The organism is Amycolatopsis sp. WAC 04182 (assembly GCF_003947465.1).
Lineage (GTDB): Bacteria > Actinomycetota > Actinomycetes > Mycobacteriales > Pseudonocardiaceae > Amycolatopsis.
In genome coordinates this window covers 366,976-392,350 of sequence record NZ_QHJJ01000003.1, presented here as the reverse complement: position 1 = coordinate 392,350, position 25,375 = coordinate 366,976, and the positions used below count along the sequence as shown (strand labels likewise).

The window sequence follows — 25,375 nt, the reverse complement described above, 5'->3', positions numbered from 1 at the left end:
CCTGCTGGAACAAGCCTGTGGCACCCAGCCCGGAAGCCACTGGCGAGCATGGTTCATCGCCCTGGACTACCTCGCCGAGATAGGACCCCCGCCGCGGGGATCCTGCCCGTCATCGACGACTTCCTCGCCCAAGAACGCTGGGATCCTCGCCGGCCTCAGCAGCCGCACCGGGCGCGAGCTCACCGACGACCTGCACTGCCAGACCATCGCGCTGCGTGCCCGTGACCGGATCGCCCCAGGGTTGCGCTGATCCGGACCGTGACGAAGGACTGCTCAGCGTGAGTCTGTCTTGGCGCTGATGTCGGCGAAGGTGTCATAGGGGAAGAAGACGGTGTCGAGACCGAGTCCCCGGGTGAAGCGGCTATAGAGCCGCTCGACGACGGCCGGTGTCTTCACCCGCATTTCCTCGGTACTGGATTCGGTCACACTGGTGTAGGCAGATGTCTGAAAGGGACTGTCCGACGATCTGAAGGTGTTTGTCATGGCCAGCGTTGACAGGCAGCCCCGGAGGCCGGTGGCGTGCACACCGATGGTCCATGCTCCTCGGTAGCCTGCGTAGGTGTCGAGGATGCCCGCGGCCGTGGTCACGACCTGGTGCGCGAGTTCGAGGTGGTAGTTAGGTGAGATGACGGTGGCGTCCGGGCCGCTCCATTCGCGGGTGCCTTCACAGCTGGACACCCGGAGTCCGCCGTCGTCCTCCAGCAGAAGCTGTACCGCATACTCTTCGGATGACGCGGTTCGTTCATTCCTCCAGTCCGAGGACACCATGAGTCCGTCAGCGTGCGGTGTCCTGTGCTCGAGCATCTCTTGAAACACCCGCGAGTAGTTCGCGCGCCCAGGTAGGAACCCGCGCACCCACTCCACAGGGTGCTTCGGCGCGAGTACGTCGGTCACACGGGTCGTGGGTGGCATCACGGGCTTGGCGTAGAGGTAGATATGCCCGAACCTGCGGGCGTCGGGAGGCACGGGATCGAACTCGTCGCTCATGGCCACCAGTTCGTGGGTGAAGTCGTGGGCGCGGGCAGTGCGCTCGGCGAGCAACCGGCGTACCTCGCTGTCGGCCAGCGGCCGCTTGCCCGTCGCGCCCCGGCCCCAGTACCGATCCTCGACCATGTGCGGGGCGCTCGCCGAGGAATGCACGGTCACCAGCAGACAAGGCCGCTGCTCCTGCTCATCGCGGACCACGTCGACAACTACGTTCAGAGGCGGCTTGACCCGGTTCTCCGCGACCTGACCGATTCGGTCTCGCAGGCCTTCGGGGTCCTCGACTCCGACCAGGCCGGTCGAATCGCTGATTTTGTCGACGGCGCCGACCACGAGAAGACCGCCCTCGACGCTCAGCGAGGCGAGGTCTTTCGCCAATTCACCGCTGGTGTTCTTCCCACGGGGGATGTCCTTCTTGTGCTCGATCCACTGGTTCTCTCCCAGCACGCCGGCGTCCACCGCAGCACACAACTGCTGCCAGGTTTCGATCTGCACAGGGGAACGTCCTGGGCCAACGTAGAACGAACGCGACGGTCGCATCACAACAGTCTGCCCGACTCCGCTCTCCCAGCGCGCTATGGTCGGCGCGCCGCCTCGCCAGCCAGCTACCTTGCCCGCGCGAACCCGGTCAGACGAGGCGATTGCCGGGCTGCGGCTGAACGGGCGACAGGAGCATCTCGGCAGGTCGCCATCGGCGATGAGCTTTAACGGAATCACGGTCAGAAGCGGGTACGCGGTCCAGAGCGCCCACAGGATGAGCGCGAACGACGCCGCGATCCACAGAACACCGGGGATGGACGTAGACCGTCACTCTCGCCGCCATCTCGCTACGACAAAGACCACTAAACCCGGGCCAAACAGCCGGCGTACCGGCACCGATGCACTGTCCGGCCGAACTTGTCAGTGCTCGTTGGTACGATGAGCACGTTCGTCGCTTGAGGCGAGGGTTCCCTCGGGCTGGGTTCTATCTATGCGTACCTGATCGCGCTAGCGATCATCCTGCTTTTCACTCACGTCGCCTCCCACATCAGTGCCAAACGGGCAGACAGTGAGCGTCGAGGAGGTGGTCACATGACGCTTTTCATGAGCGTTGTACTCCTGACCGTGTCAGGAGTCGGATCGAACTGGGTAGCGGCAGCGCTGCCATCCTGGCCTGAAGCGACGAACTCCAGACTTGCTCACTCCTGCCACTGACACGTGACGTCTAGCAGCGCGACCAAATCTGCCCCAGAGGATACGAACCCGCTCGCATGCTGTAGAGGCAGTGGTGCGGATGACGACGTAGGAGCATGAGCTCGCACGTTGGTTGATCACTGACGTGCGGCTATCCGCCACCATTTCGTACCTGCACGAGCTATTCGAGCTCGCCGAGCACGTTCAGGACGCCGAGGACACTCCTTGCACCGGACGCGTCGGTCTGAGGTACTCGGGCTTAGGTAATGCCGAGTGACGATAGGCCTGACCGCCTTCCACATGCCGCGAAGCCGGGGCGCCTGCGGCGTTTCAGCGAGGATGGGGCCGGGGGCGGCATGCACCGCCACGTTATTGGCGGTATCGGGCCGGGTACACGGCGCGGCCAGCCGAATGTAGGCCCGGAGCATCGTGGTGGGCAGCTAGATCCCACCTGCAGCGACAGCGCCCTTCGCGTGGAGCGTTCGGCGAAGCTCACGTTCGATCCGGCGTTCATCCGGTCCGAACAGCTCATCCGCCGGCGCCGGGCGTAGTGGTTCGTCGGCGATGGAGTCTCGCAGCAGCGGCAGAAGTTCGCTCCCGCTGCGGTAGGGGTGGATGGCGCGCGGCTGGGCGAGGTCGACCTTGTAGCCGCCGCCGGGAAGGGTCCTCACCTGGCAGCTGCCGAACTCCGCCACCGCGGACACGGGACCTCGCCGGGTCCCGGCCGGGATCGAATCACTAGTATTCGCCGGCGCCACGCCTTCGAACGCCCGTCGGGCGGTCGGTGAGGCCAGAAACGGGCACGCCACCGCCGCGTACAGCATGCAGGCGTGGTGGCCGGGAACTTCGTAGGTGGTGAAAACACCCGCTGGTTCGGCGCCGCGCTTGAGCGCATAGCTGATCCACTTCGCAGCGGGCGCGTCCACGACATGCCACACGTTCTCGTCGCCCATCGACAGAGCGCAGATCGAGCAGAGGATCCGCACCGCGCACAGCATCTGCCGATCGCCGGACGCTTCCCGAAACACCGGTTCGCCGCCGTCCCACGGAGTGATTGCCGGGATCGGGATTCCCCGCGCGTCGCGGGGACGCCGCGCGACCGCGGCCGGCATGGGGATCTCGCTTGCGTGCACAACCTCAGCATGCCCGACTGTGGCCAGCTGTTGTGACCGGCCCTGCTACCGACCCAAAGCGGATTTTGCCCGGTATGTGGACGACGATCTGCTGGGTGTGAGACACACCGGAGGGTGGCGGGAGCCGTCGACGGCCGCTCGCAGGAAGCTTGCGTTGCCCGCCGCGAGCGTCTGTTCCGAAATGGGCCCGTTGGGCGACGTGCTCCTGAGTTGGGGCTTCACCTCCCGTGCCTGGCTCTGGAGCATTCCGAACCGGGGAACGCCAGCAGGGGCGAAACCGCGAGTAACGGTGCAGCCTGGGTGGACAACTTGCCGACGTCCGATCGGCGCACGGAAAGGGACGGCTGTGACGAGTGTCTGGGATCGAATGTCGATGCTGGAGAAGGTCCTCGACATTCTCCAGCAGGTCACCCCTGAGCCGCCGGGCCACCACCTCGGCCGCCCGTACGCGACGGCCTACCAGCTGGCTATCGCGCTCGACACGAAGTATCCCGAGGTCGCACGGGAACTCGGATTCGAGATCGGTGGCGCCGAGACCGGGCGGCGCAACAGCCTCGCGCAGTACCTGGCTCAGCAGCTGTCGTCGCGTATCGCTCGCGACGGCGACGCGAGCGCGGTCGAAGGCGCCTTCCTGTCCTGTGACCACGTGACAGCCATGGAATTCGTCGATGCCCGTGGCGGTCAGCATGCCAGCAGCCTCATCGACAGTGGTTTCCCGCTGACGATGTTCCGTATCCGCCCCCACGACCGCCAGCCATGACCACCGCACCGGCCGTGCAGAAGCTGGTCGACGCCGCCGGCGGGCTCGACATCCAGCCCCGCGCCCGGCGTTGGGCGCACCTGCCGCTCTGCGTGCTCGACGCGGTCTTCTCAATTAACGCCCGCTACACCAGCACCATTGCGGTCTGCGACCGCTACGCGAAACACCAAGGCCTCCTGACTTACCTCGTCGACGTGGCCGACCTCGCAACAGTCGCTGGTGACGCTGCCGAGCAGCCCGTCGACGAGTTGGCGGATCTGGGGCACCGGCTCGGGCCAGCTCGCCTCGCCACCGACGTCCTGCGCAACCGCGGCCGCACCAGCACACGCGGCGGCGTGCTCAAGGCAGACGCCGCCGTGCGCTACGCCGAAATCCTCGCTGCCTCCGACGTGCACACACTCGGCGACGTCACCCTGCTCCTAGCCGACCTGCCCAGACTCCACGCCGTCGAAAGCCGACTTCGCACCGTTCCCGGGAACGGCCAGCACGACATCCGGATCGGCTACCTCTGGATGCTCGCCGGCACCGACGAACAGGTGAAACCGGACCGGAAGGTACTTCGCTGGCTGCGTCAAACCCTCGACCATGAGGTCGACGTCCCCAACGCACGACAACTGCTCACCGACGCCGCTGCCGCTCTTGGCTGTAGCCCGTGGGAGCTTGACAACGCCATCTGGCGGTGCGGCGACACCGAACATCGCTCCTAGCCCTGCCCACTCCCGCTGTGGTTGTCCACCCACGTTGAGGACATCGAGAACACGGACGAGTTCCAGGACTGCCAACGGAATAGCGGTGACCGCCGCCAGACCCAGCATCTCCGATGCCTGTCGCATGCCCTGAACTTCAGCCGACAGCCGCTCTAGATGCGGTTGATTTCGGCAAGTCGAATTGGCCCCGGTTCGGCCTTTCGATCTGGCCCCGGCAGCTGGGTTGCAGGATCGGTCGGCATCTTGTTGTGGCCCCACCTGCTGTTGTTGAGTCGGGGTCGGCACTCTGATTTGACCCCACCTCGTTCGCGTGTTTCTGCTGGTCGAGCTGTGGGCGCCGGTGATGGGCGGCGTGGTGTGCGAGACCGTGGGACGAACCCGACGGCCATCGTGGGGACCGTTCGTGATGCGCTGACTCCCGAGGATGCTTGTGCCGTCAAGCGCGGGTGCCGGTCCCCGACCGCTGGCTACTGATCGTCGGCGTCGAGACGGCGCAGAGCGGTGCTGAGGAATGCGTCCCGCCGTTGTCCGAGAAGGTCAGCGTCGAGGTCTGATCTGCCCTGGTCGTGGAGCGCCGGAACGCAGAACGCCATGTCGGCCAGGGTGCCTAACGCCGCCACGACGTCCCAGTAGGCGACCCGCTCGGCTCGTCGGCCGGCAGCGCGCTGCCAGCCCACCAGGACCTGCTCGGCGGCGGGTAGCCCGAACATCAGGGCCGCATCGAAGCGTGCACCGCCCAGGTCGATTCCCGGCGATCCGACGCCGGCGCAGTCCCAATCGACCAGGCCGGTGCAGCGGTCACCGGACCAGAGGGTGTTCCCGAACCACAGGTCACCATGCACGAAGACTGTCGGGCCGCCGGGCGCGGGAAGCTGCTCCAGTCGCACTTCCGCGGCCGTCAGCAGTGCGGTGGTGCCCTTTTCCCGCCGTTGGGCCGCGAAGTCGACGTCCGCGATCGAGCGGGTCCGCAGCGGCAGAGCAGCCCGGGGCGCCAACGGAACTGCCTGCAGAGCGGCGGCTGTAGCACCCAAGCCCCGCAGCCGCTCGGTGGAGGCGACCGATGGAATCCGGCTGTGCCCGGGCAGGACGGTGGTTAGCGCTGCTAGGGCTCCTGCTGCGGAACCGTCGAGATCGGTGGCGATCAGCCTGGCCGCGGGCAGCCGGTGGTTGCCGGCAACGTGCAGTGCCGCCGCCTCGGTGGCGAACCGTTGGCAATGGTCGGGATCAGTTGGGTCTCCGAGTCGCAGCACGGCCGCTTCGACGCGGCTGCCCTGGTCGAACGTCAAAAGCCAGGGATTGGCTCCCTGTCGTAGGCCGGTGGCTGTGGCCACTGGGGCGCTGCCTCCCATCGCGTCGCTCACCCAGCGCTGGACCTTCTCGGACAGTTCGTGCACCGTGATCACACCCCCGTGTCGCACCTGATTTCGAGCGACCACGATGACACGGGGGCCGCCGACGATCTCGTATGCCGGGCCGTGGGCGGTCCGGCGCGACCCACAGCCAGACCTGTCGCAGACGTAGGGGCACGTGCCGCTCCCAGCGCCGTGCCGCGGCGAGCACCGGCTCGGGCAACGCGTCCGGCAGTCCGACCGGACCACCTTCGGCGCCGGCGCCCGCGAAGTCCGGCGCGGTGAACCGGTGCGCGCGAACACCGCGCGGCGTCGCGCGGCTGATCCGCTCGGCCGGGCGGCAGTCGATCTGCAGCGCCGATCCGTCGGCGCGGGACGCGAAGAAGTCGGGTGCGTGGGAGCGCCACCGGCGAGCTCTGGCGGTCGTGGCCTCCGGCCAGGACAGCCACATCGCGCCTGGCAAGGTCGAGGTCGAGTGGTCCCCGATAGGCGGTGCCGCGGGCGGGTTGAAGGTGGTCGTTGAGGAGGCGTTGGGCGGTGAGGCGGACTTCGCGTTCCTGGACGAGCGCACGGTGCTGTTCGAGCTGGTCGGCGTCGGCGTCGTCGGCTGGTGGTTCGGGGAGTTCGTAGGGCATGCGGAGGTAGGCGCACAGGACGTTGACGATGGTCTGCCGCTGGTCCTCGTTGTCCTGGGCGAGGCGTTCGAGCGCGTAAAGGCCGCCGAGCCGGACGGGGGTCTTGTCGGAGCCGAGCTGCTCGACGGCCTTGGTGTACAGCTCGGTGATCCGGCGCGCGGCGGCATCGGCGCGGGCGGCGTCGGCGACCCGCTCCTGGTGCGTCTGGGTGGTGGCGGCGACATCCTGCTGGTGGGCGAGGGCGCGTTCGCGGTTGTCGAGATCGGCTTCGGTGGAGTGCTGGCGCCGCCAAGGCGAGGTAAAGGGCGACCACTCCCCCGCTGCCGACACCGATGCTCAACCCGATCTTCAACGCATCGAAGCGGGCTTTCACGAGGTCGGGGCCGTTGAGTCCCGCGGTGGCCGGCCACCACAACGCCACCACCGCCGCCGCGGTCAACACCGCGATCACGCCAGCGGTGGTCCACATCGTGGTCCGGGCCAGTTCCGGCAGCCGCCGCTGGCCGCCGCCGTCGTCGTTGTCGGGCTCGAAGGCGGACTGGAGGCGGCCGATCGCCGTGGGTCGTCGGTCATGACCATTATCGTGGCGGGACGTTTCGGGTGGCTTCTGAGCTGGGTGCTGGGCGGACGACACGCGCTGTGACGCAGGTCGGTTGTGTCGGGGCTGGTGTTTAGTCTCCCAGTTCATGGAAGCCCGGAAGAGTCCTGAATACCTGAGGTCGGTGGCGGACGCCGTTGAGCAGTTCCGCGCAGCGCTGGCCGATTTCCTCGAACTGCATGTCATTAACGAAGGCGTCGGCGGGGTGGCGTTGGGGTATGCGCCAGCGGTGCTTCCCCGTGGCGACGCGGATCCGAAGGAGATAGAGAAGCGTCGGGAGAAGGTAACCCGGCTGGCTGGGCGTGCTTCGGCGGCGATCCCGTTGACGGGTGGTTCGATCAGTGTGCAGGGAGCTGGCGTGATCGATCCGATCCAGAACTGGGTGACGATCACACGGCCGAAGCCGTTGCTGGAGAGCGTCGATGTCCTGAGTGCCTGCGACTACGCTCTCGGCCGCATCGAAGACTTGATCTTGCGTGCGGAGGCGGCGCGTCCTCCTACGGTCGGGGCGGAAGCGATGCACCCCGCAGTCTGGGGCCCGATCTCGCGGTTGTGGGGTGACGGCCATTTCCGCGAGGCGGTGGCCGCCGCGGCGGAGTCGGTGGTGGGGATGGTGAAAGCCCGGACGGGGCGCAACGACGTGTCAGCGACGTCGTTGTGGCAACAGGCCTTCTCCAAGGACGCGCCAAAACCTGGGCAGCCGCGACTGCGATGGCCGGGCGATCCGGCCAGCCAGGATGTGAAGACCATGAACTCCGGGCTGCTGTCGTTGGCTCCCGGTGTGCAGATGACGATCCGCAACAGCGCCGCCCACGATCTCGACGGCCTGGATGAGCAGACCGCTCTCGAGCGCCTCTGTACTCTGAGTCTGCTCGCCCGCTGGGTCGATGAGTGCGAGCTTGTGACAGTTTGAGCAGCCCGGTTCGCGGGTCTGCGACCGGAGGAGCGAAGCAGCTCTTACTGCGCCTCGTCAAAGCCGCGGCGAGCATCACCGACGAGGTAGGCGGCGACGTTCTGGACGCTAGTGGCTCAAGGGCAATGAACCTGGGACTGTCGGCCCCGGCGCCTACCATCTACGGGATCAGCGTGAACGGAGAGAGTTTCGATGCGTGTTACCTGCAAGAATGGCGTGTGGGAACTCGGTGCCCGGATCGGCGGGGGCGGTTTTGGCGAAGTCCTGGAAGCGCGTTCCGAGGCTGGGGTCATCGGTGCGGCGAAGCTCGTCCCGAAGGAGCCTGGCGCGGAGCGTGAGTTGCTGTTCGCCGAGTTGGATGGGGTCCGCAACGTCGTGCCGATCATCGACGATGGCGAGACTGACGACGCGTGGGTGCTGGTCATGCCGCGTGCGAAACGCTCTTTGGAGGACCACCTTGAGCAGGCCGGCGGAGGTCTGGACGTCGGCTCGGTCGTAGCGGTGCTGCGCGATATCGCGGTGTCGCTGGCTGATCTGGAAGATCGGGTCGTGCACCGCGATCTGAAGCCGGGCAACGTGTTGCTGCTCGATGGCCGCTGGTGCCTGGCCGATTTCGGTATCGCCCGCTACGCGGACGCCACGACCGCCCCGGATACTCGGAAGGGAGCCTTCTCTCCCGCCTACGCAGCACCGGAGCGGTGGAAGAACGAGCGTGCGACCGCCGCTACCGACGTTTACTCGTTCGGCTGCATCGCCTACGAGCTGCTGTCAAGCACTCCCCCGTTCACCGGTCAGTACGTCCACGAGTTTCGCGAGGCGCACCTGTCTGGCGCGGTTCCGCAACTGGCTGCCGCCCCGGCGTCACTGGCCGCGCTGGTGGAGGAGTGCCTGTACAAGTCCCCTCAAGCTCGTCCCAGCGCCGCGAACCTGGTCAGGCGTCTCGAGCGGGCAGCCGAACAGGCTGCCTTACCGGGTTTGGCGGCGCTGCAGGAAGCCAACCGCGTCGAAGTTGTCCGGAAGGCCGCGTCCGTGCGGGCAGAGTCGGTGGCTCAGTCAGAACATCAGCGGCGCACCGAGTTATTCGAGGCGGCCACGCGCAGCTTCGCCAGACTCGCTGACGTGATCAAAGAAGTGCTCACCAGCAACGCGCCTGGAGCCACTGTTCAGGCAGTACGCGAAGGAGGCTGGGAGATCCGCCTCGGCCAGGCTGTGCTCACTATGACGGGTCCTACGCTGACGTCGGAGTCAGTGTGGGCCGCGTGGGACCGGCCTGCCTTCGACGTGATCGCCTACGCCGAGATCGACCTACTCGTTCCTGCGGATCGCTCCGGCTATGAGGGACGCGAGCACTCGTTGTGGTTCTGCGATGCTGCTCCTGGCGGCCAGGAACGTTACCAGTGGTTCGAGACGGCATTCATGGTCTCGCCCATGGTTAACCGCCGGTTCTCGCAGGACCCGTTCGCTCTGAATCCGGGCATCGAAGCGGCCAAGGCGCTGTGGAACGGCATGGCCGAATGGCAGCTCGCCTGGCCATTCACACCGCTGGCCGTGGATGACCTGGATGAGTTCATCGGCAGGTGGGCAGGCTGGTTAGCCGCGGCCGCGACCGGGAATCTCAGCCATCCTTCCTCGATGCCCGAGCGAAGGCCGGAGAACAGCTTCCGTCGAAGTTGACGGCTCGCGGCCACTCGGGCTGCGAGCCGCTATTCACGCTCCTGCAGCCTGCGCCTAACGGGTGATCACGCGTGATCACCCGTCCGCTCGGCGCCGGGAGCTAAGACCAGCAGGATGAGCAGATGCCCTTCTTGTTTGCCTGCGCTGCACCGGTTGTGGTCCAGATGGGCGGGTGCACCGTGCGTCCGCGCTGACGTGACACAGTCAGGGTGTGCCGGTACTTCACGCAGTCTGGGGTGCGGTGGATGTTGCGGCTGCGGGCGGTGACGAACCCCGGCGTGTTCGGGTCAGCCGGCCACCGCCTGGCCCGCTGCGCGGAGGTGCCTACCTGATCGGGACCGTTTCCGGTGGGCGCTGGTTCCGCAGGCGCCTCGTCCCAGATTTCTGGGTCGCCGGGGCGATCGATCGTTCCGGTCTCGGAATCGTGACGCAGTCCTGCGAGGATATGGCCGGAACGAGGGCGCCCGGCCGGCGTGCGGGTGTCCACACCACACCACTCGGCGAACTCGAACACGTCGAAATTGGGATCGGCATGCCCGAGCGCTTGCGCGGCAACCCACATCACATTCGTACGGACGCAGTCGGTCTCGTCCGGGCTGAGTACCTTCTCCGTGGCACGAGGTCCATCGTGATGGCGCTGGTGACCTGCGCGGTCGAGTCGGTACGGTGCGTCCGACCAATCGTGGTAGCTGATTTCCGCAGCGAACTCGCGGGCAAGACGACTCAGTGCCATTACGTCCTCCGATAGGACTCTGTGCGACAGTGCCCCCCGACGGGGCACCCGCCTCAATGGTAGCCGCCGCGTCGCGGACGGCATCTTGCTTGCAGTCCGCCGCTCCGTTCACGGTCAGCTGTCCGGGGACGGAGCCTGTGCGGCGTGGCGGGCCTTCGGCGGGCAGGGTGCGGTCAGGGGGCGGTCAAGCGGAGGAGGTGCTGGCGGGTTTGTTCGAGGTCGCCGAGGGCGCGGTGGCCGCCGCCGTTGCGCAGCCAGCGGCGGGAGTGGGCGTGGTCGGAACGCGGGACCATGACATCGGCCCAGTGCCCGAGGTCGGCCAGGCGGGTGCGGCGGATGCCGTGCCGGTGGCAGTCGGCGGTGACGACGCCGCGGTCGTCGTCGGCGTTGTACGCCAGCACGATCCGGTCCTTGGTGACTCGCAGGAGTCGCTTGTAGACGGTGGCCCAGTCCGGGATGCCGGGGGCGGTGACTTCGCTGTCGGTGATGCCGTGCACGGCGAACGCACCCGGCTGGATCGGGACGCCGGGGTTGACGAGGGTGTCGAGGAGAGTTTTTCCGGTGCAGGCGTCGATGACGGCGATTTCGCAGATCGCGCCGTGCAGGTCGGTGGTCTCGGTGTCGAGGATGACCGCGGCATGGGTTCGAGCATGGCGCGGGCGAAGCGGACCGCGGCGCCGGCGGCGGAGTGAAGCTGCATGTCGCCAAGGTAGCGGGCGACGGCGGGCCGGGCTTGGATCGCGGCGAGCACGTCGGGCTTGGCTGGTCCGCCGTCGATGCGTTCCCAGTCGATTTCCCAGACGTCGGGTCCGGGGACCCACCAGGCCCACATCTCGATCGAGTGCTCGGCGCCGAAGTCCCGCAGGAACGCGCGGATGACCTTGGCGCGGGTCGGGGCGCGGCCGCCGACCAGGTTCAGCAGCGGGGACCGTGTGCCTTTCGGAGTTTCGCGGATCTCGTGCCAGTTCACGTCCGGCAGGTCGAGCAGTGCTTCGACGTCGCCGGTGCGGTAGAGCGGGACCGTCACGGTGCTGTAGCGGCTGATCTCCTTGGTGTGGTGGGTTTTCGGGGTGAGTCAACCGGCCTCGACGCAGATGTCGAAGTGCCGGCGCTCGGTGTTCGAGGATCGCCGCGGCGTTGTCTGCGGTCACCAGCCGGTCCACGCGCAGTTCCTCGTCCCCGGCCAGGGTGTCGACGTCGGCGCGGGCGATGCGGCGCAGCCGGACCGTGAGCCCGCGGGCGGTGATGACCTGGTTCAGCTCGCGGTAGTGCCAGGCCAGCGATTCCGCGGCCTCGTCGAGCGGCAGCGACTGCTCCAGCCAGGTGGCGCGCTTGTCGAGTACCGGCTGTACCTGTTCGAGGGTGAGGGCGTCGACGTTGGTGGGCGCGTACAGGTCGTGGCTGCGGCCCTTCTTGTAGAACACGTCGGCCACGGCCAGGTGGCCTTTCTCGGCGAGGGCGCTGATGTCGGCGGGGTCGACGTCCAGGCCCAGGCGTTCGGCGAGCCGGTCGGCGCACCGGGCGGCGCCGACCGGGTGCTCGGCACCGAACTTCTCGACGATGACAGGGACCAGCTGGCGCATGGTCTCGAGTTGCTCGGGCAGCCAGCCGCGGGTGTGTCCCGGCTTGGGCAGCATCCCGGCGGCTTCGGCGCGCTCGAACTGCCACCGGGCCAGACCGACCTCGTCGGCCAGGACGATCGGGCCGTAGTAGTTGCGCGTGCTTGCCGTCATCGCGTGAGCCTTCCTGCTCGCTGGCAGTTCATGTTCTGCGACTGTCAGCGATAAGTGTGGTGGCAGGCACCGACAGTTTTCGACGATGACCTCGCCCTCACCCGGGAACTCGGCCTGGTCGTGTCCGCGCACGAATCAGCCGCCGAGGTACCGGACGTCCAGGTCACCGACGCAGGACGTGGCTTTTCGAGCAGTTCCATATGGCCGAGCTGTTGGGGGGCGCGCGAACTACTAGAACCTGCGCCCACCGCGGATCGTGTCCATTGAGGACTTCGCCGAGACTCAGCTCCTCTGCCCGCACAAGGCCTCTCGTTGGGCTGACCAGCAGAACAACACCTCTCGCTGAACCTGCGCGGTGGCGAGGCTGCGGCAGCCTGTCGTTCAGCCTCGGTAGTCGGTCAGCCCGCGGACTGCGCTGGTGAGGTTGTCGAGCTGGTCGTGGATTTGGCGGAGCTGCGCGACTTTCAGCAACTCGATCGCCTGGTCCAACGTGACCTTATTTAGCAGGTGATGCAGTGTGCGGGTGGGTTCTCCCTGTGACCCGACCAGAGTGAGATTCGGGCCGATCAGAACTTTCAGCAGGTCGGTGTTGACGGTTTCGTTGGCCATGCGGTTCCTTTCGCCGACGGTCATGTGGCCTGGGCGCTTTCCGGCGGGCGTCGCGCTGGCCACGCTGTGGAGCTACTGGTCCGTCATGCTGCTGCCGCGGGCAGCCGCGGGGTGGGGTTTCACGGCGGGAGCTAGCGATCGGTGCCCATGACGTTCTTCATCGCGCCGATCTTGGTGCCCCAGATCCAGAACAGGATGATGAAGACCTCGATCTTCCCGGCGAGGTCGAGCGGTTCGATGAGGTCGTCGATGTCGTCCTCGGTCAGGTCGCGCGTGCTGGACGAGCGCATGTTGAAGATCGTCGTCGCGATGTCGTGCTGGCGCTGGTTCACCTTCAGTGAAGGGATCAGGGCGGTGATGTCGTAGTGGTCTGGCAGCGCCTTGGTGACCAGGTCTGTGGGATACCCGCCGGTGGTCATGATCTCCATGCCGGTGTTGACCAGGAAGGTGATCAGCGGCGAGGCCATCATCAGGTCGCCCATCATCACCATGAGCTCTTTTTCGTTGGCCAGGTCGCCATCGACGCTGACTTCGACGTTGATGTCGGCGTGCAGGCGCCGCATCGTGTTCTCGATGTTGTTCAGGACCTGGCCCGGGTCCATCATCATCCGCTCACCGTCAGCGATGCTCGCCCGGCGGTGACCGCGGTCCATGAACTCGCGCACCTCCTCGGGCGCTTCGTCCGGGATGCTGAACACGTTCTCGTCCCCGCTCGACTGCACCACGCAGCACCTCACCTTGTGTTCACAGTTGATCACTGTCAGGAATAGTGAGTGTGCCTGGGCAGCCATGCGCAGGTAGCGACCGACGCGGCCGGATCGCGAAGTACACCCGAGCGGACCAGAGGCGAACTTGGCGCCCTGCTCGCGGCATCGCGTCGACGATGCCGAGGGCCCGGCATTCCGCGGTCCAGGCCGCCGGGCTGCGCAACAGCATCGACGGCCGCATGACCGAGCGCGAGGCGCATGATCTTCTCGTCGTCGATCCTGCGCCACGTCGGCGAGTTCAGGCTGTCGCCGCCGTTCTGTCGGTGCCGGCCGCTACCGTGTTCGTGGAGGACTTTGTCAGCCTCAATGGAACTGCCCGGGGTCGTCTCTGGGCAGTTCCGGCCTCCGTGTGGCGCGCTAGAACCGAGGGATGCGGTTGGTCGTGTCGGTTGCTTCTGCTGGTCGGACGCCCAGTTTCCGTTCGATTCTCTTGATGTAGGAGCTCACGGTCCTGGCTGAGAGGTGCAGCTGGGTCGCGATCTCGCGGGTGGTGTGCCCTTCGACGACCTTGGCCAGAACCTGGCGTTCCCTTGAGGTCAGATTCGTAAAGTCCAGCGCCCTGCGGGTCGCCCCAGGACGTGCTTCGTCTTCCCACAGCCGGAGAGGTGGCTCGCCGCCGATCGCCAGCCGGAATCCTTCGGATGTGGCCTCGATGCTCGACCGCAGTCCATGTTCCGCCAGGTCGTTCAGGTGCTGGCGGAGTCTGGTCACGTGGTCGGCCAGGACAGCGCGCCAGGTCAGGGGCGGACGGGATCCCCACACGGCGCGGGCGAGTGTGGTGGCCGGGACCTCGGTGTCCGGGTGTTCGGCCAGCGCCTGCAGCACCAGGTGTTCCTGGGGGCCGGTGAGCGAGGGCGGCATCGCGGCGACGATGGACTGCGCCAGCAACGTTTCGACGGCGTCTGCCTTCGGTCCGGAGGGCGACGAGTCGTTGCCTGCGTCGCTGCGGACGAGGATGTCGGCCACGGCTTCCGGGGAGCTGCGGCGCCGGATGGCGTGCGAGCCCGGGGGCCCGAGGGAGGACTGCTCGAGGAGGCGCAGGAATTCGACCATCTGGTCGACGTCGTCGTTGAGGTCGTCCGGTGTGGTGTCGGGCAGGTGGTAGCCGCGGTGGATGCGGGTGCGGAGCTCGCGGAGCGCGATGATGTCGCGTTCGCCGATGCCGAGCTGGTCTGCTCGCGGGCCCAGGCGGTCGAGGATGGCGTTGAGGTGCAGCACGGTCTCGTGCCACTGTCGTTCGGCGCGGTCGATCATGCTTCACCTCGTTTCTGTTCTCGGCGTTTCCATTCCGTGCGGTGGCGGTAGAAGCGGCCTTCCACCGCGCGGGCCGACAGGCCGTCCGGTTCGCCGGCCTCGTGGTGGGTGTCGGTGCGGAACACGACTCGCGCGGCGAGGATTCTGGTCTTGGGGTCCATGGCCGCGAGCCGGTCCAGCACCATCATCTCGCTGACGACCGTGTCCGCCGGGTCGGTGTCGGCCCGCGGGCTGGTCGGTGTTCCGATGTGCCGTCCTTCGGCGGTCTCGGGTCGAAGCCCGTAGCCGTCGAGCGGGTCTTGTTCCTTGAGCCAGCGCCGGTAGGCGGCGGGGAACGCGCGCAGGCAGGCTCCGATGAAGTAGGTCTTGAGGGAGGCTCCGCCTTCGGCGGACCAGCGGCCGCCGACGAGGGCGTAGCGGCGGAAGACGCGGAGGCCTTCGGCGATGGCGTCGGAGGCCAGCTCGATCCGGTCGTCGAGGGAGTGCGCCAGGCGCTCGCGGATTTTGTCGGTCGAGGTCACCGGGCGCCCGATCCGCGCGCACAAGTCGTAGATCATCTTCCGGCGGATCCAGGAGCGCAGCACGGGGAAGGCGTAGGCGGCCAGCTCGGCGCGGAACACCTCGAACTCGGCTCCGTGGAACTGCTGTGCGGCGAGGCGCTGGACGAGGAGGGCGTCGGCGCCGTGGGATTCCAGTCGGGTTCGGGCAACGGCGGCCTCCACCTCTTCGTTGGTGAGCGGGCCGCCTTCGGCGGAGTCGACGAACTCCAGCAGGTCGGCCACGAAGGCCCACAGGTTCGCGGGACCCTTCTCGGGTTGTAGGCGCGCGATCGGGCCGCGCGGCGGCGTCACGCTGCCCTGCCCGTCCTTCGCCACCCGCATCTCCTCGCTCTGGCCGGGCGACCTCCGGGTCGGCCGGGTGTTCCCGGCCTGTCCTCCTTCGTCGGACCCGATCGGGCGAACCACATACACGATTTTCTTCTAGGCCCGGCTGTCCTCGCGACCCCACGACTTTTTGCAGGGAAGTTTCCGTGGGCTGAGCTGCGCCTTTAGGCCTAGAGACCAGACATGACCGACGTCGATAACCGCGGGCGCCGACGGAACGGGCCGACCAAGTCTTCCAGAGCTCGGCGGTCCGGGCGAGTGCCCACCGCGGGCGCCGAGACCGCCGTCAGCACGCCGGCGCCTGCCGGGATCTGGGTGCTCGTCGATGGCTGGGTACGTGACGCGCGGGTGCGCCGCGACGTCCTGATCGGCTTGGGTATGGTGCTCGCCGCGGTCGTCTGCACCGCGGCCGCCTTGGTAGGTTGGGCCGAGCCGCTCCTGCGCCAGGTGCTGACGAACACGATCGCGCAGATCGCCGCCGGTGCCGCGGCGGCCGGCGGGCTGGGATACGGAGGCCTGCGCCGGATGCGTCGCCGACGAGCGGCGAGATCACGCTGAGCCGAGCCGCTCACCAGCTGGGTGGGTCAGCGGCCGTTCCCGACGCTGTCCTTGGGCCGCAGCCAGTCCGAGCAGATCACCGACGCGCAGCGCGCTCGAACTGCCACCGGACGAGACCGACTTCGGCCAGGCCGATCGGGCCGCAGTAGCTGCGCATGCTTGCCGTCGGTTTGGGCGCTACGGGGAGCCGCCGTTCTCAAGCTTCGCGCCGTCGACGCCGATGCCGAGCCTCAGCCACACCGCACGGACCACGACCAGCAGAATCACCGAATCCCGACCGCAATTACCCAGCTCAAGATCGGCTGCAGCACCGGCGCACCTCACCCGTCGACGACGGCGTCCGTGAGTCCGTGGCCCGGGTTGTCTCCGGCAGACTGCTGCGCCGGCGGCGATGTCGGGCTCGACGAGCTGAAGGCGGCCGGGTGCCGTGGACCGTCGGTCACGACCCTTACCGTCGCGGAATGAGGCAGGAACGTTTCGGTCGACTGTCTGAACTGCACGCTGGGCGTGCGACGCGAGTTGGTACAGCTTGACCGTGTCGGGGTATCGGGCATTGTTGCCTCGCTGGGTGAGCTTCTAAATCAGGCCTTCAGTCTGCAAGATCCGGACCAACCTCTCCGGCTGCATGCCTTCTTTGAGCCGGTAGAGGATGGTCTCACCTCGAATCTGTGCTGTTAGGTGTTCTGGCCGGATGCCCGTCAACACCGTAGCCGGGCGCCGATGTCGTCGCTGGCTTCGGCGGCGGGCTGGTGGTGGCCAGGGACCGCAGGTCATCGGTCACGGCCTTCAACGTCACGGAAGATGGCAGCGGTGTGATGATAGATGGACAACGCGCGCTGGGACGGCCACCGCATGGTCGACGCCAACACCGGGCAACTCGCCTACCGAATCCGCGACGAACGAGTGGTCGACGCGAACACCGGTGAACTCGCCTACCGCATCCGAGGCTGATCTTGTCTGTGCACGGCGAGTTCCGCAGCGTCTCCGGATCTTCTTCGAGCCGACGACGGTACCGAAGATCCTCACCTGGGCCTCGGAGATGGACCGGGCCGCGGTCGTGCCGGTCCGAGCGATCGTCGAGGACGGGTATAGACGCGCGTCGAGCAGCGCTGGTCATCGTCGGCTTCCGCGGGCTGGGCAACGGTGCGACGCTGCTCGGTGCACTCCTCGGCGGCGTACGCGCGGCCGGCCTTGGCGTCGCCTGCGGGGCGGGCCTGGACTTCTGAGGCCAAGCCGCTGAAGGACGTCTTACGTGCCCTCTCCGGCTGCATGTCCTGTTCCTCCCTGCGAGTCCTGCAGGCTCATGCTGGCCAGCCGCACCGCTACCGACTATCACGCGCTGCTTCCGTCGAATTGCTGACCGCCTGGTGCATCACCGCGGTGCCCGGTGGGCCGGTCTTGCTCCGCCCCGGCATGCTCGGATCGCACTTATGCGTCTGCGTGTTCTACAGCAGGACGTCCTCGATCAGGTCCGGCGCGGAGACGATGCCGTATCCGATCATGGTCAACGGAAGGAGCAAGGCCAGGATCTTGCCGAGTTGCCTGCGAGACCGGCTTCCTAAGGCGATGAGACCCGCGGCTGCGGGCACGTTCACGACGAGCTGGAGCGGCCGCTCCCAGAGGACGGAGCCGCCTAAGCGCCAGGAGTCGGCGAGGATCAGCCCTGCGGCGGCCGCTGTGGCGAGCGCTCCTGGCCAGTTCGGGGTCCCGATGTAGCGGAGGCCCATCCCGAGCACCAGGCCCGCGATGATTGCCAGGACGCACCAGATCGCCACGGTGGGCAGATTGATCTGATATGACGGCGCATCCGGGTACTTGATGCCGTAGATGACCTTCTTGCCGAGGTAGAAGGCGAGTACGGCGGCAAGGAGGGCGATGATCGCTCGGATCACAGCTTGCGGCGCGGGGCGTCGTGTCGTCACGAGGCTCACCAGGACGATCCAGATGACGAAACTGTGTGCCAGTGTTCGGATGTCGGTGTAGTAGGCGACGGACGCGAACGCGCCGGAGAGGATACCCGCGCCGGCGACCAGCAGCTCTGCTCGTCCTGGGCGGAACGCGGTTTGGCTATCGATGGTGTCTGGCCGCTCAACTGAACCTGATGGCACGATGCTCCTCCCCTGCCCGGGCCGCCGAACCCGGTCGCGAGAGAAGGCTACGGGGGAACGTGCATCAGCTTGCCGCCGGTCTCGGGTGCTGTTGTGGGTCCCAGCGAGCGAAACTCGCTGGGACCCACGAACCCGCTTGTTTAGGTGGAGGCGGCGTAGACCTTCATCGACCGCACCTGGTCGTTGCAGGCGACCGAAATGTTTTGCTTGAACCCGTTGTAGAACCCGCACAGGCCGCCATACCGCACCTGCTTGTACACGATTTGCGCGTTGCAGGCGTTGAATGTCTCGTACGAGGAAATTCCGATTTGGTTGTTGATGTCGTTGAGGTCACTGAATCCCCAGCCCGCCGAGTCACACGGCGAATCGCCGTAAACTCCGTAGGACCGGCCGCTCTGGTACGAGTGTTCGTAAAAGACGGCCAGACCGACCCTGCGGATGTCCGCCGGAAGCATCGCGGCGGCTTTCTCCTGCGTGTCCGCGCAGGCGTAACGCTGGATCTTGGCGTCAGGCGAACCCGGCTTGACCTTGCTCAACTCGACGGCGCAGCTCTTCCCTGCCTCCATTTCACTGGCGATGGATGTGGCCGCCGAGGCGGCCGGCGAGGCTGTCACCGCGGCGGCCGCCAGCAGTCCCATCAGTCCGGCGAGCAATCTTCCCTGTCGCGCGGCAAGCAGTTTTTTCATAAAAGAATACCCCTTTCGGGAACGCGGAATAACTCGCCCCGAGTTCCCCCTCGTTGTCACGCCCGGTCAATTCGGCGCTACAACGAGAGCTGCCAAAAGGTACGACGCGAAAGAATCCTCCATCCGAGTGATTTGTGATCATGCTCAGATTTCGCACAATTTCGGATCGAGAAATAAAGAATTCGTAGGGCCTTATTGTTTCGGGCATGCCGAAGGAACAGGGGTACCGGTGATCGGCAACCCCTGTTCATCTCCTCTCGCACCAGAACGGCCTGGGACGTCGCTGCGCCTAGGTTCGACACCCGTGGGCTGGGCAGCCGAATGCTCGCGACGTTCACCGACGATGCCTACAACAGGTAATGCGACAGGCAGCTGTCAGACGATGGCCCCCTCATAGCCGACAGGGCAGCCCTTGCCCCCGAGTCCACCCCTTACGCGCCCCGCACGCTCAAGATCAGCTTGTCGAGGTACTCCTTGCTGGCTGTACCACCGACCGAGTGGTCCGGAGAGCCTCTTCCGGACGCCGCGATCTCACGCCACAGATAGCTCGCGCGAACGTGCTGCTGTTCGGACTTCGGGAACCTCGGCGGTGAACTTCAGAGTGTCGCGAGCAGGGCCTGCACATCGGGATGCGGCGGGTCTCCGGTCGGCCGCGGCATCGCCATCTCCGGAGTCCGCCGCCGCAAGTCGGCGAGAGTGGTCGGGGACGCGAAATCGACCCCGTACGCCGTGCCGTCCACCACTTCCAGCTGCAGGCCCACCGGGTCAGCCGCCACTCCCACACCCACCACGGGCGCATCCCGCACGGCATCGCAGACCGCGATCCAGCCGCCGGCGAACCGCCACACCGCTACCTGGACCTGAACACCAGCGACCATCCAGGGCACACGTGGCCAGGCGGCAACCCGCCTGGCCTGGTCTTCGACGTGACGACGGATCTTCTCCGCATCCTCGGCCCGCACCGATACCACCTGCGGATCGAGCGATCCAGCGTTGAGGAAACGCCCGGACGCCGCCAGCGCCGAAGCCTTCAACACGTCAGTGTGAGCTGACGGGTCCTCGAGATCACGAGAAGCATGGTGCATCGTGCCCACCAGAACGCCTTCTCCGCCCTCCGGCGTCACGTGCCCGAGCCAGACCTCCGAAGGGGCATCACCACCGACCGACTCCAGCCAGCGAGGCCCCTCCCACGCTGCCACTCCATAGACAGGGAAGCTCGGCGCCTTCGCAACCTGCTCAGCACTCGCCTCGCCCAACCGTTCACCCATCATCCGCTCGTTCACACACCCATCGTGCCGGATCAACGACATTCAGCGAAACACCGCCGCGAATTGCCATGCAACACCACTGGTCCACCGACTTCGACTTGCACCATGCCTTCGTGCCAGGAACCGCCCGGCCCGGTGGTCGACGATCACGCGGACAAGCTGCACCGGCTGCGCAACCGCGTTGCGCACCATGAGCCGTTGACCAGCGTGGACCTGAGTGATCGGTACAACCGTGTGCTCGCCCTCGCCGCCCTGATCGACCCATCTCTTGCGGCCTACATCGCCAGCAACAGTTCGTGCCCTCGTCTGCTGGCCGCGCGCCCGTGCTGACACCGATTGTGCTGACTTTGTCGCCGTCCGGCCGGAGGTGCACCTGGGAGCCGAGAGAGCACTCCCCCAGCGCAACATGACGGTCACAACCAGAGCTCCCTTACCGTTGCGGCAATCCGGCGAGGTCGGCGAGGTCATCGGGGAGGTGCTCGCGGGTCACCCCGACGTCCTCGAGCACAGCGCGGACTTGGCCGGGCGCGGTGCGGGGCAGGAGGTCGAGGATGCCGCCGCGCAGCCGCTGCAGCCGGTGCACGACGCGGTCGACGTCGACGTGCCGGTGCTCGCCGGCGCGTAGTTGGTCCCAGAGGAACCGGTGCTTGTCGGCCCAGTCTGCGAGGTGCTCGAGTTCCCCTCGGTCCGCGACCGTGGAGGCGGGGGCGCCCGCGCGGCCGTAGACGTCGAGGGTGGTCATGGGGGTGTGGCGGTGGTGGTCCGCGGCGGACACGGTGTGGAAGGCCCACACGAACGCCGTGTCCGCGGTGCCGGTCCGGCTGTCCTCGACCACTACCGCTCCGCGTTGCAGCCCGTAGGTCGCGGCGATGAAGTCATCGGCGTCGCGGACGTCCCCGGTGTGGTGTTCGCCCGGCACGAGCTGCACCTGTCCGCACCAGCCTGTCGGCAGTGGCGCCGGGTCGAGGATCGCTCCGGGCAGCGGCCCATCGGGGCCGGCCACGCTGCGTTCCCACAGCGCGAGTAACCGGTCGCGTTCGGCGGTGTAGTCCTGGTGCCGAGTTCGGGCGTTGTCCATCAACTCTCCTTCTGAGGTGGAGCAAGGGGTGACCTGCGTGGAGATCTGCTCCTGCGCGACGTGACGCGGAGTGGTCATCCTGAGGTCGAGGGCTGCATCGGCGCCTGTTCCGTCGGCGTCGCTGGTGGCCAGACGGTGCCGGGCAGCAGCTCGGTTTCGGTGAGCAGGAACAGCGCCGCCGGACCGTACTGCGAGTCGACGAACGCGGCGGGCCGGCCCGTCGCGCACAGCCCCATGTCCGCGAGCTGGTTCGTCGTCCGCAGAAACGGTGGCGCGGCGCCCGGGCGGTAGCAGGGCAAACCTGTCTCGGACCAGCAGTACGGCATCGGCATCCGCGAATTCCTCTCCGGTTCGTCGGAGTACGTGCTCGCCAGTTCACCGTGATCGACGATTTCGACGTTGCGCGACGCGCCGCCGCAAGACCCGGACGCCGCACAAGGATCACCCGCTTGCCGTACAGGTGTTGGCCCGGCGCCGTCGACGGCCCAGGTCTCCAGCAAGTGTCACATGATCATGCAACGGTCGTCGTACATCAGGGTTGACTCGTCACGCCCCAGCAGGATCTTCTCGCGGTCATAGACACGATTCGCTAGCTGGCAAGCCTCCTTAACAGAGTGGTCGACCCTTATCGACCGGCAGAGCTGGAGCGAAATCTGCAGTACGGCAGGTTCGCCTGCACAGTCGCCGATATGCGTGGGTTGACGTGCCAGAGGAGGTCGGCTCAGGCGATAGTCGGGTCGGTCGATGGCTCGCGCAAATTCACCTCGACACGATCCTCAGAGCGGCGCGCATGGACGTGTTGAGCACCCTGGCCTGCTTCCCAGTGTTGATGCCTGTAAACCGGTTTGGGGTAGTTCTGACCTGCGGAGAACTGGGTTTCTCGGCCCGGTAAGGTTACCGCTGTCACAGGCCCTCATCGCGACGCGTGCTCGGCTGATCGATCGCCGAGCATCGCGCGGGCGAGGAGGGGAGGTGATGGCTATGGAGGATGCCGAGCCGTCAGACTCGGAGGAACCGCGGGAACGTTCGCGCTCCAGGTTTGTCCTGGAACTGAGCGGCCCGGTCACCGTGAAGGTGACCGGGCCCGCGGTGGCTCTGTTACCAGTGGTCGCTATGCCGGCGGTTGCCTGGTTCCTGAGCCGTTAATCCATCAGTCGCGGGGAGTTCCGGGCCGTGTACGCGGGCCGGGACTCCCCGTTTCTATTCGGTGATGCAGGCGCACTCTACCTGAATCACTTGGGGATCAGAGTGTGCGCCCTGGGTGGCGAATCCGCCCCAGCCTAGCCAGACGCCCTGTTCACAGCGGTGTGCCGCTTCCGAGAGCGTCCTTGCAGCTGGCAACGCACCGACCGGCACCTAATAGGCCGTGCCGCATCTGTGAATCTGGCCGTAGCTCTGATCGCGGCGGAGCGGATCGTTGCGCTCGCCCTGGCGCGCGGAGACCGCTTGTTGCGCGGCCCTGGTTGCTCGTTCGGCCTGCAGCGTGCGTTCGGTGCTGCGGAAGTGGCCCTCGGCATCGGGTGGCTCCCACGCCTGCGGGGCCGGTCGGCTTCGTGGCGGAGGTCGCCGAGGGTGGTGCCGGCGCTGTCAGGCGCGTAGCTGGCACGGTCGGTTGGGGTGCGGAGGCCGTCGACGTCTCACGATGTCGTTCCAAGTGGGCTGAACGAGCTGATCGGGTGACCGTCGTTTTCGACACGCTTCCGCGATCGTCTCCGGCTCGGCGTGGATGACGTGGCGATGACGTCATCGCCCTCACGAACTCGACCCCCCGTCGACGCGATCCACTTCGCGAAGCCCGTGCCGAAAACGACGGCCACAAATACCAGCGATCTCGGACGGTCTGATGGCGACACACCGAGCGAGACGAACTCCACCGCACGGTGGGCCGTCTCCTGCAGGCGCTGCCCTGCACAGCAGTACGCTGTCCCCCCACCGTGCCCGATCCACGAGGTCCGGCTGGAGAATGCCCGGGGAGGTGTTTGCGCGGATGTCCGCCGCAGCAGACGAGGTTCCTGTCGTTGCCGCGCGTATGGGTGAGCTCGGCCCGCCTGCCGAGGCGCCGTGCCGGACGTGCCCGTACCGGCGCGATGTGCCCTCCGGGGTCTGGGACATCACCGAGTACGACAAGCTCCCCCGCTACGACCAGGACACCGGACAGCAACCGACCGCCGTGTTCCAGTGCCACCTCACCGACGAGGACAAACATCCCGTCAAGCATCGTCGCTCCGACGGGACGGAGGGCGGGCTCGCCCGGATCTGCGCCGGGTGGGCCGGATGCCACGACGGCGACACCCTGCTCAGCCTCCGCGTAGCAGTGCGGAGTGGCGTCATCAGCCTCGAGACCGCCGAACGTACCCGCGCCTATGACTCACCTGTCCCGTTGTGGGAATCCGGGGCCGCGGCGGCCGCGCATGGTGTCGGCGCGATCCTGAACCCGCCCGACGAGGCCCGCCGCGCCATCGACAAACTCGTTCGCGTGTACGGCAAGACCAGCCCTCAGGACACCGCGGCCGACCCCGCCGCTCTCACACCGGACCGCCGGCCCAGCGAAGCACCGGGAGCACCCGGCCAGCCTGAAACTTCGACAGCCGCACCCGAACGCAGGCTTCGGGCGGCGAAGGCGATCCACGGCTTTCTCATCGACAGCACCGGTTTCGACGCCGGCCCGCCCATGATCGAGCAGGCCGCCGAACTCGCCGACCTCCTGGCCGACGCCGGACTGCTCACCCACCACACCGCCAGGCCACCGAAGGTGGACGCGGCCTCCCTGATCCGGGCGTACATCGTCGACAGCAGCGGCGAGGACCTCGGCCCGCTCACCACCGACCAAGCAGAACAACTGCGCGACACTCTCGCCTCCGCCGGACTCCTCGGCGACGGAACGTTCACCCCGCTCCCACTCACCGCCCGACGCGACGACCGAGCACGATCGTCGTAGCGCTGAAACGCGACAAGCCCCTGGTGCACCAACGCATCCCGCGGGGCAGGGCAGGGTCTCCTAGTAGCCCTCGCATGCCCGGTTCATTGGGCACGGCGCTCGGGAGCAGCTCCGGCAGAAACGCCGGTCTCCCGACGAGCTCCAGCCGTTGCCGCTGCACTGCCGGGATGGCGGTGGCTGATTACGGCAGCGTGGTCCGGGCCAGGCGGAGTCCACGCAGGCCTCGGACCACTGCGTGTCCGGGCGCTTTGATCGCGAGCCGCCACCGGCGCTCGTGTACGGGTCCGGCATTGACGCTCGTCGCTCCGGCCGGGGTATCGATGGTGCAGCTTTCACCGGTGTCGGCGACGCGATAGCCCCGGTGGCGGTACCACCGCAGGACCGGCATATCCCCCGCGTCGACCTTCGCGACGAAGACCCGCACCCCCTGATCCCCGAGGAACCGCTCGGCATGATCCAGCAACGCGGTTCCCGCTCCTCTGCCACGGAAGCCCGCGTCGACAGCCAAGATCTCGATCTCGGCGACGGACCTGGCAAGCCATGCCCTCTGTTCGCCGTGATGCGACAGGACGAAATCCACCGGCGTGCACGCATACAACACGCCCACCAGGCGATCGTCCGCCAGCGCGCCGAAACACCAACCCCCGCAGCCAGGCAGACCGGGGAACTCGATCAGCCCGCCAGTCTGGTCGAGAGCCGCTTGCAGCGCCCCGCCTTCCGCGGGCGCGGGCACTGCCGTCCCGGCCGCGATCGCCAGCGCGGCTGCTCCCTCACCGGCGCGAAGCAACCGCACTCGCACGCCGGGCCTCTGTGCGCGGACATCGAGCGACGAA

Annotated in this window: 25 protein-coding genes; 10 read left to right on the top strand and 15 right to left on the bottom strand. The window is 67.0% G+C overall.

All coding sequences use genetic code 11. The features are described from left to right. Positions 1-273 precede the first annotated feature (273 nt). On the bottom strand, positions 274-1,479 hold the full coding sequence (locus DMH01_RS15560; protein WP_125677363.1) for a helix-turn-helix domain-containing protein: 1,206 nt from the start codon (positions 1,477-1,479) through the stop codon (positions 274-276). Between the two features lie 1,118 nt (positions 1,480-2,597). Next, positions 2,598-3,269: a hypothetical protein gene (locus DMH01_RS15555; RefSeq protein ID WP_125677361.1), complete on the bottom strand. Its 672-nt coding sequence runs from the start codon at positions 3,267-3,269 to the stop codon at positions 2,598-2,600. A 394-nt stretch (positions 3,270-3,663) separates the two neighbouring features. Between DMH01_RS15555 and DMH01_RS15550 the strand changes: the two genes are divergently transcribed. Beyond that, entirely contained in the window at positions 3,664-4,050 is a 387-nt protein-coding gene (locus DMH01_RS15550) for a hypothetical protein (protein ID WP_125677359.1), read from the top strand. Beyond that, on the top strand, positions 4,047-4,757 hold the full coding sequence (locus DMH01_RS15545; protein WP_125677356.1) for a hypothetical protein: 711 nt from the start codon (positions 4,047-4,049) through the stop codon (positions 4,755-4,757). Before DMH01_RS15550 ends, DMH01_RS15545 begins: the two co-directional genes overlap by 4 nt. 467 nt (positions 4,758-5,224) lie before the next feature. Here DMH01_RS15545 and DMH01_RS15540 read toward each other — a convergent pair whose 3' ends face one another. Next, positions 5,225-6,160, bottom strand: a complete 936-nt coding sequence (locus DMH01_RS15540; protein WP_233621535.1) for a phosphotransferase family protein — start codon at positions 6,158-6,160, stop codon at positions 5,225-5,227. A 227-nt stretch (positions 6,161-6,387) separates the two neighbouring features. Between DMH01_RS15540 and DMH01_RS43725 the strand changes: the two genes are divergently transcribed. From DMH01_RS43725 to DMH01_RS15520, 4 genes are all read left to right on the top strand, one after another. Further along, entirely contained in the window at positions 6,388-7,131 is a 744-nt protein-coding gene (locus DMH01_RS43725) for a hypothetical protein (RefSeq protein ID WP_199745507.1), read from the top strand. After that, a complete protein-coding gene (locus DMH01_RS15530) occupies positions 7,128-7,316 on the top strand; it encodes a hypothetical protein (protein ID WP_125677355.1) in 189 nt (62 codons plus the stop codon). Before DMH01_RS43725 ends, DMH01_RS15530 begins: the two co-directional genes overlap by 4 nt. Positions 7,317-7,427: 111 nt before the next feature. Continuing rightward, positions 7,428-8,252, top strand: a complete 825-nt coding sequence (locus DMH01_RS15525; protein WP_125677353.1) for a TIGR02391 family protein — start codon at positions 7,428-7,430, stop codon at positions 8,250-8,252. Between the two features lie 192 nt (positions 8,253-8,444). Next, the gene (locus tag DMH01_RS15520; protein ID WP_125677351.1) at positions 8,445-9,926 is read left to right on the top strand and encodes a serine/threonine-protein kinase; all 1,482 of its coding nucleotides are present in this window, start codon (positions 8,445-8,447) and stop codon (positions 9,924-9,926) included. Positions 9,927-10,026: 100 nt separating this feature from the next. On the opposite strand, the gene DMH01_RS15515 is transcribed toward DMH01_RS15520, so the two are convergent. The 6 genes from DMH01_RS15515 to DMH01_RS15490 form a co-directional block, all read right to left on the bottom strand. Beyond that, positions 10,027-10,659 carry a hypothetical protein gene (locus DMH01_RS15515; protein WP_125677349.1) on the bottom strand — a complete coding sequence of 211 codons (633 nt, stop codon included), beginning with the start codon at positions 10,657-10,659 and terminating at the stop codon, positions 10,027-10,029. Positions 10,660-10,832: 173 nt separating this feature from the next. Next, positions 10,833-12,392 (bottom strand): 3'-5' exonuclease, encoded by a 1,560-nt coding sequence (locus tag DMH01_RS15510; protein WP_125677347.1) that lies wholly within the window; start codon positions 12,390-12,392, stop codon positions 10,833-10,835. Between the two features lie 381 nt (positions 12,393-12,773). Further along, a complete protein-coding gene (locus DMH01_RS15505; RefSeq protein ID WP_125677346.1) occupies positions 12,774-13,001 on the bottom strand; it encodes a hypothetical protein in 228 nt (75 codons plus the stop codon). A gap of 131 nt (positions 13,002-13,132) precedes the next feature. Then, positions 13,133-13,726 (bottom strand): hypothetical protein, encoded by a 594-nt coding sequence (locus DMH01_RS15500; RefSeq protein WP_125677344.1) that lies wholly within the window; start codon positions 13,724-13,726, stop codon positions 13,133-13,135. Between the two features lie 399 nt (positions 13,727-14,125). Further along, entirely contained in the window at positions 14,126-15,022 is an 897-nt protein-coding gene (locus DMH01_RS15495) for a helix-turn-helix transcriptional regulator (RefSeq protein WP_125677341.1), read from the bottom strand. Continuing rightward, the gene (locus DMH01_RS15490) at positions 15,019-15,987 is read right to left on the bottom strand and encodes a hypothetical protein (protein WP_125677339.1); all 969 of its coding nucleotides are present in this window, start codon (positions 15,985-15,987) and stop codon (positions 15,019-15,021) included. Before DMH01_RS15490 ends, DMH01_RS15495 begins: the two co-directional genes overlap by 4 nt. Positions 15,988-16,089: 102 nt before the next feature. Between DMH01_RS15490 and DMH01_RS15485 the strand changes: the two genes are divergently transcribed. Together DMH01_RS15485 and DMH01_RS43560 are read left to right on the top strand one after the other, a co-directional pair. Next, complete coding sequence (locus DMH01_RS15485; protein WP_125677338.1) at positions 16,090-16,464, top strand: hypothetical protein; 375 nt, start codon at positions 16,090-16,092, stop codon at positions 16,462-16,464. An 822-nt stretch (positions 16,465-17,286) separates the two neighbouring features. After that, positions 17,287-17,415 carry a hypothetical protein gene (locus tag DMH01_RS43560; protein WP_255432058.1) on the top strand — a complete coding sequence of 43 codons (129 nt, stop codon included), beginning with the start codon at positions 17,287-17,289 and terminating at the stop codon, positions 17,413-17,415. Positions 17,416-17,909: 494 nt separating this feature from the next. Here DMH01_RS43560 and DMH01_RS15480 read toward each other — a convergent pair whose 3' ends face one another. The 3 genes from DMH01_RS15480 to DMH01_RS15470 form a co-directional block, all read right to left on the bottom strand. Next, positions 17,910-18,572 (bottom strand): DUF6518 family protein, encoded by a 663-nt coding sequence (locus tag DMH01_RS15480; RefSeq protein WP_125677336.1) that lies wholly within the window; start codon positions 18,570-18,572, stop codon positions 17,910-17,912. Between the two features lie 140 nt (positions 18,573-18,712). Beyond that, positions 18,713-19,258, bottom strand: coding sequence for a hypothetical protein (locus tag DMH01_RS15475; RefSeq protein WP_125677334.1), 546 nt, complete (start codon positions 19,256-19,258; stop codon positions 18,713-18,715). A 596-nt stretch (positions 19,259-19,854) separates the two neighbouring features. Next, the gene (locus DMH01_RS15470) at positions 19,855-20,541 is read right to left on the bottom strand and encodes a hypothetical protein (RefSeq protein ID WP_125677332.1); all 687 of its coding nucleotides are present in this window, start codon (positions 20,539-20,541) and stop codon (positions 19,855-19,857) included. Between the two features lie 90 nt (positions 20,542-20,631). Between DMH01_RS15470 and DMH01_RS15465 the strand changes: the two genes are divergently transcribed. Continuing rightward, a complete protein-coding gene (locus tag DMH01_RS15465; protein WP_199745506.1) occupies positions 20,632-20,856 on the top strand; it encodes a hypothetical protein in 225 nt (74 codons plus the stop codon). Between the two features lie 100 nt (positions 20,857-20,956). Here the strand turns inward: DMH01_RS15465 and DMH01_RS15460 are convergent, their stop codons facing one another. Further along, a complete protein-coding gene (locus DMH01_RS15460) occupies positions 20,957-21,604 on the bottom strand; it encodes a hypothetical protein (RefSeq protein WP_125677330.1) in 648 nt (215 codons plus the stop codon). 74 nt (positions 21,605-21,678) lie between these two features. Next, positions 21,679-22,104, bottom strand: a complete 426-nt coding sequence (locus DMH01_RS15455; RefSeq protein WP_125677328.1) for a hypothetical protein — start codon at positions 22,102-22,104, stop codon at positions 21,679-21,681. 1,487 nt (positions 22,105-23,591) lie between these two features. Between DMH01_RS15455 and DMH01_RS42995 the strand changes: the two genes are divergently transcribed. Next, on the top strand, positions 23,592-24,542 hold the full coding sequence (locus DMH01_RS42995; protein ID WP_199745505.1) for a DUF6283 family protein: 951 nt from the start codon (positions 23,592-23,594) through the stop codon (positions 24,540-24,542). 181 nt (positions 24,543-24,723) lie between these two features. Here DMH01_RS42995 and DMH01_RS15445 read toward each other — a convergent pair whose 3' ends face one another. Beyond that, the gene (locus tag DMH01_RS15445; protein WP_233621534.1) at positions 24,724-25,341 is read right to left on the bottom strand and encodes a GNAT family N-acetyltransferase; all 618 of its coding nucleotides are present in this window, start codon (positions 25,339-25,341) and stop codon (positions 24,724-24,726) included. Positions 25,342-25,375 lie beyond the last annotated feature (34 nt).

Coding starts and splice junctions, on each gene's coding strand:
- DMH01_RS15555 (WP_125677361.1), bottom strand. CDS start 3,269: ATGCCGGCCGCGGTCGCGCGGCGTCCCCGCGACGCGCGGGGAATCCCG.
- DMH01_RS15525 (WP_125677353.1), top strand. CDS start 7,428: ATGGAAGCCCGGAAGAGTCCTGAATACCTGAGGTCGGTGGCGGACGCC.
- DMH01_RS15520 (WP_125677351.1), top strand. CDS start 8,445: ATGCGTGTTACCTGCAAGAATGGCGTGTGGGAACTCGGTGCCCGGATC.
- DMH01_RS15510 (WP_125677347.1), bottom strand. CDS start 12,392: ATGACGGCAAGCACGCGCAACTACTACGGCCCGATCGTCCTGGCCGAC.
- DMH01_RS42995 (WP_199745505.1), top strand. CDS start 23,592: ATGTCCGCCGCAGCAGACGAGGTTCCTGTCGTTGCCGCGCGTATGGGT.
- DMH01_RS15465 (WP_199745506.1), top strand. CDS start 20,632: ATGCCTTCGTGCCAGGAACCGCCCGGCCCGGTGGTCGACGATCACGCG.
- DMH01_RS15505 (WP_125677346.1), bottom strand. CDS start 13,001: ATGGCCAACGAAACCGTCAACACCGACCTGCTGAAAGTTCTGATCGGC.
- DMH01_RS15515 (WP_125677349.1), bottom strand. CDS start 10,659: ATGGCACTGAGTCGTCTTGCCCGCGAGTTCGCTGCGGAAATCAGCTAC.
- DMH01_RS15495 (WP_125677341.1), bottom strand. CDS start 15,022: ATGATCGACCGCGCCGAACGACAGTGGCACGAGACCGTGCTGCACCTC.
- DMH01_RS15475 (WP_125677334.1), bottom strand. CDS start 19,258: ATGAAAAAACTGCTTGCCGCGCGACAGGGAAGATTGCTCGCCGGACTG.
- DMH01_RS15545 (WP_125677356.1), top strand. CDS start 4,047: ATGACCACCGCACCGGCCGTGCAGAAGCTGGTCGACGCCGCCGGCGGG.
- DMH01_RS15460 (WP_125677330.1), bottom strand. CDS start 21,604: ATGGACAACGCCCGAACTCGGCACCAGGACTACACCGCCGAACGCGAC.
- DMH01_RS15485 (WP_125677338.1), top strand. CDS start 16,090: ATGACCGACGTCGATAACCGCGGGCGCCGACGGAACGGGCCGACCAAG.
- DMH01_RS43560 (WP_255432058.1), top strand. CDS start 17,287: ATGGACAACGCGCGCTGGGACGGCCACCGCATGGTCGACGCCAACACC.
- DMH01_RS15550 (WP_125677359.1), top strand. CDS start 3,664: ATGCTGGAGAAGGTCCTCGACATTCTCCAGCAGGTCACCCCTGAGCCG.